Raw genomic sequence first — 13,365 nt, 5'->3', positions numbered from 1 at the left:
GTTACAGGGGCAAAGGCTTGGAGAATTAATGGGTACTACTGAATTGGTAATGCTTGAGGCGTCGAACGTCACCAAGATTGCGATCGAACAACGTTGCGATTTCTTTAATCTGTTGCATGCCGTTCCGGATTTTTTGAAGCTCCAAATCATTAAAGCTTTCAAACTCTCGCACGTGCTCCGAGGCTTTCAGATCACCAGCGACTAAAACCATACCGCGAAAACGTGGTGGCATAGCGTCCCACAACTTTTTCAACTTGCCGCGTGTAGCAGAACCATTGAACAAAGCTTTACAAGCGGCAATGCTCTCGCTGGCGTTGGGTATTTTCTTTTGTTGTTCCTGTTGAATAGCTAACTGACTCATTGACTCTCCTTAGGCTAAGCCCGGAAGTGGCGCACCGTTGGCGAGGAAATCTGTGCCCATTTGCATGAGTGGCTGAAAGCCGGTGGTGCGGTTTTCTAAATCGTTGACGAACAAAACTAAGTTGCCGATGGCCGCTTGAACCTTGGCAATGGTTTTGCGCTTTTGACTGCGAGGTAAACGGTCTGCACTGCACATGTGCATTGCATCGCTAGACAGCTCACCTGAATATTGGTTGTTAAGTAGCGTGCGCTCTAAAAGGTTCTTCTCTTCCCCGTCTTGGGGTAACTGAACCGTCACGACACCTAGGTCAGCAAAGAGTGTGTTCACAATGGTGTAATCGCCGGATTCCTTGCTCAGCAATGCCAAATCCACTGGGTCCAGTTTGTGAGGCTGTTCTGGATTTAGCTTGTTACGCAGCATTCTCCCAGTTAGGCCGATGCGTTGAGCTAGCTTTTCCATATTATGATTGATAGCGAAGTCGCAGCATGCAGCGTTAAAAGATTGCTGTTTGCGTTCGCGGAATCCGCACATAGCGATATTTGCGTCCATGATCCACACTCTTACATGAAAGGCGGTACGAGAATGACAACCAACGAGAACACATTTAGCCACATTGGGCAGTGCGTTTTAGTTGGAATAAGAGAGGAAAAGCCCATTACTTACCCAAGCGCAGCAATGGCTTCGCGTGCCGCCATTTCGTGCATAGCAACCATGTTAATCAATGGCTTATCACGACGTTTGTCTTTTGGCTTGATGATCACGCGACCTTCAGTCACGTATTGTTTGATGGTGCCCATAGGCAAACCAGTAAGGCGGGAGTATTCTTCGTAAGTCACATATGGACTTAGTGGAGGTATCTTGTACGTTAACATGGTGATATCCTTGCATTTATGTCTATCTTCCTCGGTTGTCTCTTGCTTTGGTCGGCGTGACATCCGAAACATACAAGAATTATTGATCGTCATTTTCGAACTTTCAACAAAAAAATGACAATTTAATTCGAAAACGAGAACTTTTAGTCATGAGAATTCGTAAAATAGAACCTTTCGATTATTTGAAAGGCACTGATTTCACAGAAAATTTGAAGCGTTTGACAGGGTGTAAGAACTTTCAAGAAATGGCGTTCGTATATGGCGTACCGAAAAGCACTTTCAGCACTTGGAATACTCATAATCGAACTTCTCATGAACTCATGGTTAGAGCTCACTTAGCTTTGGGAATTCCAATGGTAGAGTTGGCGTTAAAGCCAGAAGATAGGCAGAAGGCTCACTCAGCAACAAAACATACTGCCGAAGACGCGAGCACTACACCTTCACCGCAATACAGCTCAGTCCAGATCAAAAGCTATTGTCTAACCAATGGGGAGCTGTTAGATACTGGTGAACTACCCTACGCTATCCGTAGACTTAACAGCTTTAACCTTAAGCCTGATTCGACGATTGAAATTGAAACTAATGAGGCTTTATACCTAGTTGATAAAGGCTCTACGAACCCAGCTTCAGGCAAATATTTAATAGATATTGACGATACTTTGTCGATCAACCATATCCAGCGCTTACCAGGTAAAAAACTGGCTGTTGTGTTTGGTGATAGCACCGTTGAAGTTTCAGAAAAAGATATAAAAGTAGTTGGCCGCGTAGCGGTAACATTAAGAAAAGAATAATTGTTAAATTGGCTAGGAATAAAAATATGAACTTAAAATTTGTAGCTTTAATCTCTGCACTGCTTATTATAGGGTGCGGAGCAAAAAAAGAATTTGCTGTAAACTCAACCACCGCTTCTGACTTTAGCTACACCATGGCGAACCAACCTGCTGTGTCTATAACAGTAATAAATGATGACAACAATTTTTGTGACTTAATAATCTTCAGAAGTAATGTTCGCGAAGGTTATTCTGTAACTTCAGCGCAGCAAAGTTCTGATGAGCTAAGTGCAAGCTGTAACTGGCAAGGTAACTACTTCGTTCAATCCTCCAAACATCCAACTAAAGCAAACTTAATTCTCCAATCCATTGATGATAAGTCACAAATTGCAACATTTAATGTGGATTTCAAGCTGGTAAACAACAAAACTCTTAAAGATTATTTTGAATTGGAAAACCTTCAGTTCACTGTTTCTGATTTAGAGTTTAAGAATTTAACTACTAAACCAGAAGAATAATCTTCTTAACAGATAAAATGATAGCGCTCTAGGCTAATGGGAGTGGAGTAGACTCGGAAACATGAATCCATTTCAGTTTCTATCTTTTAGCCAGAAGATCCAATGTTAAGCACAATTGGATTCTAGATCGAAGTATCAAAACGAGCACTTAACTTATATAACTAACACTTACAACGGCTAGTAAAACCATGGGCACACAAGCAAGAAACTATTCTCAACTAACGCTAAAAAAACTTTTTGCACTTTCGGGTAATGAATGTGCTTTCCCTGGATGTACTAAGCAGCTGGTAAATCAAACTAACGCAAAAGATTCAAATATCTGTCATATCGAAGCGGCAAATGACGATGGCGAACGCTATAGAGAGGATATGACTGATAAAGAACGCGCCGATTATGAAAATTTGATATTGTTGTGCGTCCAACATCATGATGAAACGAACGACGTTGAAAAATATACGGTAGAAGCTCTGAAACAGATGAAGGACAACCATGAGGCTAGTATTACAGCGAGAAATCTAGGCAAGTCCACCTCTATGCTACAGATTGCTATAAATAAAATAGCGGAACTAGGCTTAAGTTCTCTTAAAGACCGCCAAAGCACAACAGCGTTCAACATTACAAATAAATTAAATCATAACGCTGTAAAATCAAAAAGACGTGTAATCAACGAGCTAAGTGCTTACTACCATAAACTCAACATGCTTTATGATGAACTTGACAAGGCAGGATCTTTGAAAAAAGAGAGCTTATTAGATAATATCCACCACATTTACTTAGAAGCATCAGGAAAGTATGTAGGATGTAGTGATGATTACATGCCCATCATTCAACAAAACTCAGATGCTATCTATGAAGACGTTTTCGATGAGTTACTGAGCCTTATTGATTGCGAAAGTGTCAAGCTTGAAGACTTTGCTCCAGCACTGAGAGTCGTCATGGTAGATGCATTCATGCGCTGTAAGATTTTGGAAGAACCACCAGTCCCAAACGAGTCAAACAATGATTATTAGTAAAAATACTCACCCTGATAAAGACCTATATGTCATAGGTGCTCATATCATTAATGCCCTTAAAAAAATTGAAGGGCATTCTGTTGACTTTTTTAGACTTCACGAAAAAGTGTCTGACGAACACGAAGTATCTATACAATTATTTTCACTATCTGTCAGTTGGTTATATTTATTGGGTGTTATTGATAACGATAACTCGGGGAATATTCAGAAATGTTTTTAAAGTCTTTGGTTGTAAAAAATGGCGAAGAATTACTTAGAAATATCAACTTCCACAAAGGTATAAACCTTATTGTGGATAATACTCCACAAAACGTCATTAAAACAGACTCAGGAAATAGTGTTGGTAAAACGACGGTTCTACGCCTGATTGATTACTGTTTAGATGGTAATGCCAAGAACATATATCATGACCCTGAATTCAATGGTGCAAATGAAAAAGTTAAAGATTTTCTAACAAAAAACAATGTAACAATTACATTAACTTTGACAGAAAACATATTAGATGAACAAGCAAAAACACTGACTATTTGTCGTAATTTTTTACAAAGATCTAGTAAGATACAAACCATTGATGGCGAAAAATACACTAATGATAAATTTTCTTTAGAACTTAAAAAAAGAATATTTAAAACATCATCCGAAAAGCCAACATTTAAACAGTTAAAATCTAAAAATATTAGAGATGAAAAAAACAAACTCATAAATACAATTCGTGTTTTAAGTCCTTATGATACGGATGTAGCTTATGAAGCGTTACATTTATTTTGGTTTGGTGTCGGAACTAACCAAGATAAAGATCTTTTAGTAAGAGAAAAAAACCTTGAAGAACGACTACAAACACGCTTGAGGAAAGAAAACAATTTACCTCAAATTAATCAAAAATTATTAATTGTAGACGATGAAATAGAACAATTAACTGAGAAGAAAAACAACTTCAACCTTAACGAAAATTATGAAACCCAATTAAGTCGCTTAAATGAAGTCAAATCAAATATCAACTCATTGAGTGAAGAAATATCACGATTGGAGATGAGAAAAGAACTTATCGAAGAAAGTGTAGAAGATTTAAGCAAGGGTTTTTCTAAAGCTAACATTCAGTATATCAAAAAGATGTACGAGGATGCTAAGTCACTCATTCCTAATTTACAAAAAACCTTCGAGGATACTTTAAAGTTCCATAATGGGATGATTCAGGAAAAAATAGACTTCATTAGCAAAGACATACCCGCTATCCAAGAAAGCTTATTTTCTAATAAGCAGGAGCTTACAAAGCTATTATCCGAAGAAAAACTACTATCTCAAGCATTAAAAAAATCAGGTGCTGTAGACGAGTTACAAGAAATTATAACTCAACTAAACACATTCCATGAACAAAAAGGGAAGCTTGAAGAGCAAAAGTCAATTTGGGAAAATAGTAATAAAAAACTTGAAAATATCAATAGGAAGCTGGATGACATTTCCACTTCAATTGAATCAAAGGACAGCCTTATTCAAGAGCAAATTGCAAAATTTAATAAAATATTTTCTAGCTTTTCTAGTAGGCTCGATGGAGTACACTCTCTTTTAAGTGCGGAAGCAGATAGTGGTACCTATAGGTTTTCTATTACTAATATTGAAGGTAATCCCGGAACAGGAACAAAGAAAAGCCAAATGGCTTCATTTGATTTATCATACATTGCGTTTGCTGATGATAACGACATCCCTTGCCTTCACTTTGTTTTGCAAGACCAAATTGAGAATGTACATTCAAACCAAATAACCAACTTGTTCACAGAATTAGTCAATGAAGTGAACTGTCAATATGTTCTACCTGTCTTAAGAGACAAGCTACCGGCTTATTTGGATACAGCTCATTTAGAAGTATTATCATTATCTAAAACAGATAAATTCTTTAAGTTGAAATAAGTTCTGCTTTTCAAGTAATCATGTCGATCTGAAATCTAAAATACGACAGTAAAAGCCATCGCCTTGTGAATGTTATCCACAAGGCGATGTTAACCGCATGCGTAAATACTTTCTTGTAATGAAAGACATCCTCTTCAATCAGCATATCGATCACACGATAATTTATACCCACTTCTCGCCAAACCATTCAAGCAACTGTAAACACCATAGATAGTATCAGCCATCTTTTCGTCATTCTTGTTCGTTCATTATCATCTTAAACATTGCAAAAATTGCCACACATAAATACTGTATACAAAAACAGTTGTATTTATCTCATTATGACAATAAGAAACATTAAAGACGGCAGTAAAAAACCTTGGCTTTGCGAGTGCTATCCGCAAGGCCGCACTGGTAAACGCGTTCGTAAGCGCTTTGCGACCAAAGGTGAAGCTACAGCTTTTGAGTTGCATCTAATGAAAGAAGTGGATGATAAGCCATGGCTAGGTTCGAAACCTGACCACCGCAGATTATCTGATTTAGTCGAATTGTGGTTTAAGCTGCATGGTAAGAATCTCAAGTCAGGTGACCATACTCGCCAGCGCTTAGAAAGTATGGTTTTCGACTTGGGCAACCCTATAGGTTCACAGCTTAATTCAAAGCAACTTGCCACTTATCGAGCTAGCCGTGCCAACAAAGGCAGAGGCCAGCAACACAAAGAACTTTCTATCGCTTCGAATAACGTGGATTTTGGGCAGCTAAAAGCGATGTTCAATAAGTTAATAAAGCTTGGAGAGTGGAGACTACCTAATCCAGCTGATGGTATTGAGGCAATCAAAAAACCCGAGTCCGAACTAACGTTTCTGACTGAGCAGGAAATTCACCACTTGTTTGAAGTGGCTCAACAAAGCCCAGTTGGTGATGAACTAACGAAGATATACAAAGTATGCCTAGCGACGGGGGCACGCATTAGAGAAGCGATTTATCTTAAAGGCTCTAACCTGACGAAATATCGTATTACCTACAACAACACCAAAGGCAAACGGAACAGAACTGTACCGATCTCTGAGGAGTTGTATAACCAAATCTATAAGCCAACCAATGATCGCCTTTTCACTTGCGGTTATGGCGTAGCATACAAATGGTTAACTAAAGCCCTGCCCCACTTACCAGAAGGACAAGCGACTCACGTTTTACGCCATACTTTCGCAAGTCACTTCATGACCAATGGAGGCAACATTCTCGTACTGAAGGAAATCCTCGGCCATCAGCATATCGATCACACGATGATTTACGCCCACTTTTCACCAAACCATTTGAGTGATGCGGTGAGGTTTAATCCGCTTACAGCGCTAGATATCTAGTGCTGAGAACAAAAAGGCTTGTAGCGTTCTATTTGCAAGGATATGCTTCGCCAAAAGCGGCCATGGTCAAGAGCACCTCGTCATAATGCAATATCGCGGGGTTTCTCTTTAAATATGACACTACGATTCGCGTTGCTTGTCCGTTAGTAATACCATTCTTGGGAAGACATGCTTCTACTACTTTATTCTTCCCAAGAATACTCATAGTGTTCCTGACTCCTTGTACCATCCCGAAACAGACACCTATACCAAATGGATTGTTCATTTCTTGTGTGTCCATAAACTTCTCCGCTGCTAGGCAATTATCTAACAAGTCATTACCATCGGCATAAGAAGGAAATGAGAATGTTAATAGCATCGCAATACTTAACATGTAGGGGTTAATTCTTTTCATTACTCCTCCGCTAAACTGAGTAACTCAGTAATATTGTCAACATATATCGATAGATGTGTTCAGTATATAAAACCTTGCTCAATATGATCAGGTACCTTGAAAAAAAAACAACTGTATCCATAGATTTACATTAACAATGGGTAAACACCGAAACTAGTAATATGAGTCGTATCCACAAACAGTTAATGAAATACTTCATCATTCTTTTAGCATAGGCTTCAGAGAGCTCGCCCTCTTAGATTGCAGTAAGGCATTCGAATAAATGTATGGCGACAAAATGGCGGCACAAGTCAGATTTCTTCGTTATGCATAAGTCACCATCAGATTGGTGAGTTTCTTACACTCTATATATAGCAAGGGATAGCAGCGATTGGAGAGGTTAGGCAAGGTTACAACATATAATAAAGCTTTATGTTCATTCCACTAACCTAAAAAGAAAAAGGAGCCAGTACGGCTCCTTCGTATTCTATCGCTAAATGTGAGTATTTACGAATTACTCAGCTTGATCTTCAGCGCGCGCTGCAGCTTCTTTGATTAGAGGCTGAAGTTCACCTTTTTGGAACATTTCTAGAATGATATCGCAACCGCCGATAAGCTCGCCTTCAACCCATAGTTGAGGGAATGTTGGCCATTGTGCGTACTTTGGTAGCTCAGCACGGATATCTGGGTTTTGCAGAATGTCTACGTAAGCGAACTTCTCACCACATGCCATTAGAGCCTGTGACGCTTGAGAAGAGAAACCACAGCTTGGCAGTTTCGGTGATCCTTTCATGTACAGCAGGATTGAGTTTTCAGAGATCTGCTGTTTGATTTTGTCGATAGTTTCCATCGCTTCCTCATTCATGGGTTTGAACTTTGTTTATTTGCCACATTCTACTCAATAACGACAGAATAAAAACCATATAATTAATAAGGCTTAAATTCAGATTGCTTGATGGCGAACAATTCCGCACTTCACAGCCGCTAACCCCTTAAAATATTTTCATATCGGGGTTTTAATAAAGTAAAAACTTGCTAAAATACTTAGCAAGTCAGCCTTAAAGGCTACATAGCTATAAAAAACACTGGAAGCAATCGAAAGGTCATCCTTTCAAATCAATGGAGAATCGAGTAATGGCATTTGAACTACCAGCTCTTCCTTACGCGAAAGACGCACTAGAACCACACATCTCAGCAGAGACTCTAGACTACCACCACGGTAAGCACCACAACACTTACGTTGTTAAGCTAAATGGTCTTATCCCTGGCACTGAGTTCGAAGGCAAAACTCTAGAAGAGATCATCAAGACTTCTACTGGTGGCGTATTCAACAACGCAGCGCAAATCTGGAACCACACGTTCTACTGGCACTGTCTTGCTCCAAACGCGGGCGGCGAACCAACTGGCGCAGTTGCTGACGCAATCAACGCAGCATTCGGTTCTTTCGAAGAATTCAAAGCGAAGTTTACTGATTCAGCAATCAACAACTTCGGTTCTTCATGGACTTGGCTTGTTAAGAAAGCTGACGGCTCTCTAGAGATCGTTAACACTTCTAACGCTGCTACTCCTCTAACAGAAGAAGGTACAACACCACTTCTAACTGTTGACCTGTGGGAACACGCATACTACATCGATTACCGCAACGTACGTCCTGATTACATGAACGGCTTCTGGGCACTTGTAAACTGGGACTTCGTAGCTGAGAACCTAGCGAAGTAATTTTACTTCCCCCTAAGTTCAATTTAGTCTTATTTTAAAAGCTCGCTGAACCAGCGAGCTTTTTATTTTTCGCTTAAAAACTCCAATTTAATCTCTTCTTTTTCCTAAAGTTCTTCTCAGACACGCCGTTAAAATGGCATCGAGCGAGGAACATCATGCAAATTCATACTTTAGACAAAGCGGCAATTATTAACGAGCTTCAGTTCGGCAATGGTATCAACCATGCTGTCCACGAAGGACGTCGTGCCGATTTTGCACTGATTTTGTCGATGTTTTCTAGCGATGTACGCGACGTTGTACCTGTAGAGGAAATCAAAGAAGTAGCCACTAGCGAAGATATACTCCGTCAACAACTTGAATTGTCAACGCCTCAAGCTCTTCGTTCTGATAGCAGCAGCTATGAGCTAGCAGCACAGCAAGCAAAACAATTCCACGGTGCAGGTCTACCCTCAGCGAAACTGAGTCACTACTTGAAACCAGACGCCCTGACCTACTTGCCGGAAGATACGTTTAACCTTCCTGAAGACGTTTATCACAACCTATCCGGTCATGAGCGACGCAAATTGGGCGAGCGCAACAAAAACCTCATCCCAGATGCAGGGCTATACAGTCAACTAGTGACGGCTCAACGTCAGTATCAAATTCAACTGCAAGTATAGAGATCATTGTTCAACCAACAGCTTGCAGTATCCACAGTCAGAAATGTGACGCCTTACAAATTACCGCACAATAGTCCTCATCCAAAAGCGTTAGTTTGAAGTCTTTCACACTGAGCCTTTCTAATTTCAACCATGCTAATAGCACAAACCACTGGTGTATTTTTTTCACACAGGGATACAGTGAAGGTGTTATGGATATTAAAGAATCAATTATTCTCGTCACGTCTGCAGGTTCTGTTATAGGAAGGACTTGCGCTAGTCACTTTGCTCACCTTGGAGCGACGTTGATTCTTTGTGACCAAAACTCTAGCGCTCTAAAAGCGAGCTATGAGCAGATTAGTGCCTTCACAGATAAAGTCTATGCGATGAATGTGTGCAGTGATAACACAACGTCCATTAACTTACTGTTTGATCAAATAGAATCGCAGCTGCGTGCGACACCAGACGTGATAGTCAATTGCTGGACGAGCTCTCCCATGCCAGGCTTGATGGCTCCCGAACCTATGAGTACTTACATTGATCACTTGTCTTCTGCAGCACGTTTCCTCTACACCTATGGCCAGGTGGGAGCCGAACGATTTCGCGCTAGAAATAAGAAAGGGGTAATTGTTAACGTCATTTCCCATGACAGCCATGAAGATTTAACGGGAGTCGAAAGCATGGCTGCTTTGGTGTCAGGTTTTACTCACAGTTGGGCAAAAGAGCTCACTCCATTTAATATTCGGGTGGGTGGCGTCATTCCTTCGGTAAACCATACAAGAGAAGAACTTAACGAAAGACACTGGGCCGAGATCCAAGATGAATTGGTTCGCAATACCGCATATATCGTATCAAATGAGTATTTTAGTGGCAGAGTGGTTGCTACAGAAGTATGAATGGACAACGTGTTTGTTGCGTCAATGGATCGCTATTACTCAACTTTCTCAACAAAAAAGCCCCAGTCAAATGACTGGGGCTTTTACTTTTTCCCGGTTAAGGTTTCGTGCTAGCGAAAACCTTACTCACACGACTCTTGATTACGCGTCAGCTTTTTCTTTCTTTGCTTTAGGCGCCGCTTTCGCTGCTTCTTGGTCTGCTTTCTTCTTGATAACTGTTGTACCTTCGAAAGTTTCACCTTCAACGAATGCTTTACCGTAGTAAGAAGCCATTAACACATCTTTAAGTTCGCTAATTAGTGGGTAGCGAGGGTTCGCACCAGTACATTGGTCATCGAACGCTTCAACTGCTAGCTCATCAAGTTTCGCGATAAAGTCTGCTTCAGCTACGCCTGCCGCTTGGATAGACATTGGGATGTCTAGGTTCACTTTTAGCTCATCCAACCATGCTAGTAGACGTTCAATTTTCTGAGCAGTACGGTCACCAGCTTGGCTTAGACCTAAGTGGTCAGCAACTTCAGCGTAACGACGACGTGCTTGTGGGCGGTCGTATTGAGAGAACGCTGTTTGTTTAGTTGGGTTATCGTTCGCGTTGTAACGTACAACGTTAGAGATAAGTAGTGCGTTTGCTAGGCCATGTGGAATGTGGAACTCAGCACCTAGTTTGTGCGCCATTGAGTGACAAACACCTAGGAATGCGTTAGCAAATGCCACACCAGCGATAGTTGCTGCGTTGTGTACTTTCTCACGAGCGATTGGGTCGTTAGCGCCGTTCGCGTAGCTTGAAGGTAGGTATTCTTTTAGCATCTTAAGTGCTTGTAGAGCCTGACCGTCAGAGTATTCGTTCGCAAGAACAGATACGTAAGCTTCTAGAGCGTGAGTTACTGCATCGTAACCACCAAATGCTGTTAGAGACTTAGGCATGTTCATCACTAGGTTAGCATCAACGATAGCCATATTTGGCGTGATTTCGTAGTCAGCTAGTGGGTATTTAGCGCCAGTCTTGTCGTCAGTAACAACCGCAAATGGTGTAACTTCTGAACCAGTACCTGAAGTTGTAGTGATACATACAAGCTCAGCTTTTTGACCCATTTTAGGGAACTTGTAAATACGTTTACGGATGTCCATAAAGCGCATTGCTAGTTCTTCGAAGTGAGTTTCTGGGTGCTCATACATTACCCACATGATCTTCGCAGCATCCATTGGTGAACCACCACCTAACGCTAGGATAACATCTGGTTGGTAGCTAGCCATTTGAGCCGCACCTTTCTCTACAACAGAAAGCGTTGGGTCAGCTTCAACATCGAAGAATGTTTGAACTTCCATGCCTTGAGCTTTAAGTAGGCTTACTACGTCATCTGCGTAACCGTTGTTGAATAGGAAACGGTCAGTTACTAAGAATGCGCGTTTCTTACCTTCTAGGTCGCCTAGAGCAATTGGAAGGCTACCACGACGGAAGTAGATTGACTTAGGTAGTTTATGCCACAACATGTTTTCAGCTCGCTTCGCTACAGTTTTCTTGTTGATTAGGTGTTTAGGACCTACGTTCTCAGAGATAGAGTTACCACCCCATGAACCACAACCTAGAGTTAGAGAAGGCGCAACGTTGAAGTTGTACAAGTCACCGATACCACCGTGAGTAGTCGGGATGTTGATTAGGATACGAGCTGTCTTCATCTTGTCACCGAAGTAACGGATACGGTCAGCGTTAGTATCTTGGTTAGTGTAAAGACCAGATGTGTGGCCGATACCACCGATCTCAACCATAGTTACCGCTTGAGCAACCGCGTCTTCGAAGTTGTCAGCACGGAATAGACCTAGAGTTGGAGATAGTTTCTCGTGAGCAAATGCGTCATCGTAAGAAACTTTACCCAGACCTTCACCAACAAGAACTTTAGTATCTGCTGGAACTTTAACGCCTGCCATTTCAGCGATTGCCGCTGCTGGCTGACCTACGATTTTCGCGTTTAGCGCGCCATCGATAAGAAGAACTTTACGAACTTTTTCTGCTTCTGCTTTGCTTAGTACGTAAGCTTTGTGAGAAGCAAAACGCTCTTTTACTTCGTCGTACACTTCGTCAACGACGATTGCAGCCTGCTCAGAAGCACATACTACGCCGTTGTCGAAAGTCTTAGACATCAGGATAGAAGCCACTGCACGTTTGATGTCAGCAGTTTCGTCGATAACAACAGGAACGTTACCTGCACCTACACCGATTGCTGGTTTACCAGAAGAGTAAGCTGCTTTAACCATGCCTGGGCCACCAGTTGCAAGGATAAGAGCAATATCATCGTGTTTCATAAGAGCGTTAGAAAGCTCAACAGAAGGTTGGTCGATCCAACCGATGATGTCTTTTGGTGCACCCGCTGCTACTGCTGCATCTAGAACCAGTTTCGCTGCGTCGTTAGTCGAGTTTTTCGCACGTGGGTGTGGTGAGAAGATGATACCGTTACGAGTCTTCAGAGAGATTAGAGATTTGAAGATCGCTGTAGATGTAGGGTTAGTCGTTGGTACGATACCGCAGATGATACCTACAGGTTCAGCGATAGTCATAGTACCTAGGTTGTCATCCTCTTCTAGGATGCCACACGTTTGTTCGTCTTTGTATTTGTTGTAGATAAACTCAGAAGCGAAGTGGTTCTTGATTACTTTATCTTCAACAATACCCATACCAGATTCTTCAACCGCTTGTTGAGCTAGCGGGATACGGGCTTGGTTAGCTGCAAGAGACGCTGCACGGAAGATTTTGTCTACTTGCTCTTGAGAGTAAGTAGCGAACTCTTCTTGCGCTTTCTTAACGCGAGCGACCATTGCATCTAGTTCAGCCATATTAGTTACAGGCATAGGGAATCTCCTAAAATTAACAAATATTAAAAACTTTTTACTAAGGCTATTACTTATCGTTTTTACTGTTTATCAGTCACTTAGAAAACAAACGTCTTAGTAAATTGCTTTCA

At 41.2% G+C, this 13,365-nt stretch carries 15 protein-coding genes; 9 read left to right on the top strand and 6 right to left on the bottom strand.

Features of this window, described 5'->3' with window-relative positions; genetic code table 11:
* Window positions 1-25: 25 nt before the first annotated feature.
* The 3 genes from FKN08_RS02055 to FKN08_RS02045 form a co-directional block, all read right to left on the bottom strand.
* A complete protein-coding gene (locus tag FKN08_RS02055) occupies window positions 26-361 on the bottom strand; it encodes a hypothetical protein (RefSeq protein ID WP_170891199.1) in 336 nt (111 codons plus the stop codon).
* A 9-nt stretch (window positions 362-370) separates the two neighbouring features.
* Window positions 371-910 carry a phage regulatory CII family protein gene (locus FKN08_RS02050; RefSeq protein ID WP_170891196.1) on the bottom strand — a complete coding sequence of 180 codons (540 nt, stop codon included), beginning with the start codon at window positions 908-910 and terminating at the stop codon, window positions 371-373.
* A 110-nt stretch (window positions 911-1,020) separates the two neighbouring features.
* Window positions 1,021-1,233: a hypothetical protein gene (locus FKN08_RS02045; protein ID WP_017821157.1), complete on the bottom strand. Its 213-nt coding sequence runs from the start codon at window positions 1,231-1,233 to the stop codon at window positions 1,021-1,023.
* A 149-nt stretch (window positions 1,234-1,382) separates the two neighbouring features.
* Here FKN08_RS02045 and FKN08_RS02040 point away from each other — a divergent pair, with 149 nt between their 5' ends.
* From FKN08_RS02040 to FKN08_RS02015, 6 genes are all read left to right on the top strand, one after another.
* Window positions 1,383-2,024, top strand: coding sequence for a phage repressor protein CI (locus tag FKN08_RS02040; RefSeq protein ID WP_170891195.1), 642 nt, complete (start codon window positions 1,383-1,385; stop codon window positions 2,022-2,024).
* 26 nt (window positions 2,025-2,050) lie between these two features.
* Window positions 2,051-2,521: a hypothetical protein gene (locus tag FKN08_RS02035; protein ID WP_170891193.1), complete on the top strand. Its 471-nt coding sequence runs from the start codon at window positions 2,051-2,053 to the stop codon at window positions 2,519-2,521.
* Between the two features lie 188 nt (window positions 2,522-2,709).
* Window positions 2,710-3,531: an ABC-three component system protein gene (locus tag FKN08_RS02030; RefSeq protein WP_170891191.1), complete on the top strand. Its 822-nt coding sequence runs from the start codon at window positions 2,710-2,712 to the stop codon at window positions 3,529-3,531.
* Window positions 3,521-3,754 (top strand): ABC-three component system middle component 6, encoded by a 234-nt coding sequence (locus FKN08_RS02025; protein ID WP_170891189.1) that lies wholly within the window; start codon window positions 3,521-3,523, stop codon window positions 3,752-3,754. Before FKN08_RS02030 ends, FKN08_RS02025 begins: the two co-directional genes overlap by 11 nt.
* A complete protein-coding gene (locus tag FKN08_RS02020) occupies window positions 3,745-5,439 on the top strand; it encodes a DUF2326 domain-containing protein (protein ID WP_170891188.1) in 1,695 nt (564 codons plus the stop codon). Before FKN08_RS02025 ends, FKN08_RS02020 begins: the two co-directional genes overlap by 10 nt.
* A gap of 320 nt (window positions 5,440-5,759) precedes the next feature.
* Window positions 5,760-6,782 carry a tyrosine-type recombinase/integrase gene (locus tag FKN08_RS02015; RefSeq protein WP_170891186.1) on the top strand — a complete coding sequence of 341 codons (1,023 nt, stop codon included), beginning with the start codon at window positions 5,760-5,762 and terminating at the stop codon, window positions 6,780-6,782.
* 28 nt (window positions 6,783-6,810) lie between these two features.
* Here the strand turns inward: FKN08_RS02015 and FKN08_RS02010 are convergent, their stop codons facing one another.
* Window positions 6,811-7,176, bottom strand: coding sequence for a Rap1a/Tai family immunity protein (locus tag FKN08_RS02010; protein ID WP_170891184.1), 366 nt, complete (start codon window positions 7,174-7,176; stop codon window positions 6,811-6,813).
* Window positions 7,177-7,669: 493 nt separating this feature from the next.
* The gene (locus FKN08_RS02005) at window positions 7,670-8,005 is read right to left on the bottom strand and encodes a Grx4 family monothiol glutaredoxin (RefSeq protein WP_017635833.1); all 336 of its coding nucleotides are present in this window, start codon (window positions 8,003-8,005) and stop codon (window positions 7,670-7,672) included.
* A gap of 284 nt (window positions 8,006-8,289) precedes the next feature.
* Between FKN08_RS02005 and sodB the strand changes: the two genes are divergently transcribed.
* From sodB to FKN08_RS01990, 3 genes are all read left to right on the top strand, one after another.
* Entirely contained in the window at window positions 8,290-8,874 is a 585-nt protein-coding gene (gene sodB, locus FKN08_RS02000) for a superoxide dismutase [Fe] (protein WP_005396533.1), read from the top strand.
* Window positions 8,875-9,029: 155 nt separating this feature from the next.
* Window positions 9,030-9,533, top strand: coding sequence for a VC2046/SO_2500 family protein (locus tag FKN08_RS01995; protein ID WP_170891181.1), 504 nt, complete (start codon window positions 9,030-9,032; stop codon window positions 9,531-9,533).
* Between the two features lie 191 nt (window positions 9,534-9,724).
* Window positions 9,725-10,408 (top strand): SDR family oxidoreductase, encoded by a 684-nt coding sequence (locus FKN08_RS01990; protein WP_046874522.1) that lies wholly within the window; start codon window positions 9,725-9,727, stop codon window positions 10,406-10,408.
* 141 nt (window positions 10,409-10,549) lie between these two features.
* Here FKN08_RS01990 and adhE read toward each other — a convergent pair whose 3' ends face one another.
* Window positions 10,550-13,252 carry a bifunctional acetaldehyde-CoA/alcohol dehydrogenase gene (adhE, locus tag FKN08_RS01985; RefSeq protein ID WP_046874521.1) on the bottom strand — a complete coding sequence of 901 codons (2,703 nt, stop codon included), beginning with the start codon at window positions 13,250-13,252 and terminating at the stop codon, window positions 10,550-10,552.
* Window positions 13,253-13,365: the final 113 nt, after the last annotated feature.

Source organism: Vibrio sp. 1-2 (7-a), from assembly GCF_013048515.1.
In the GTDB taxonomy this organism is placed as follows: domain Bacteria; phylum Pseudomonadota; class Gammaproteobacteria; order Enterobacterales; family Vibrionaceae; genus Vibrio; species Vibrio diabolicus.
This window is presented reverse-complemented; position numbering and strand designations above follow the sequence as displayed.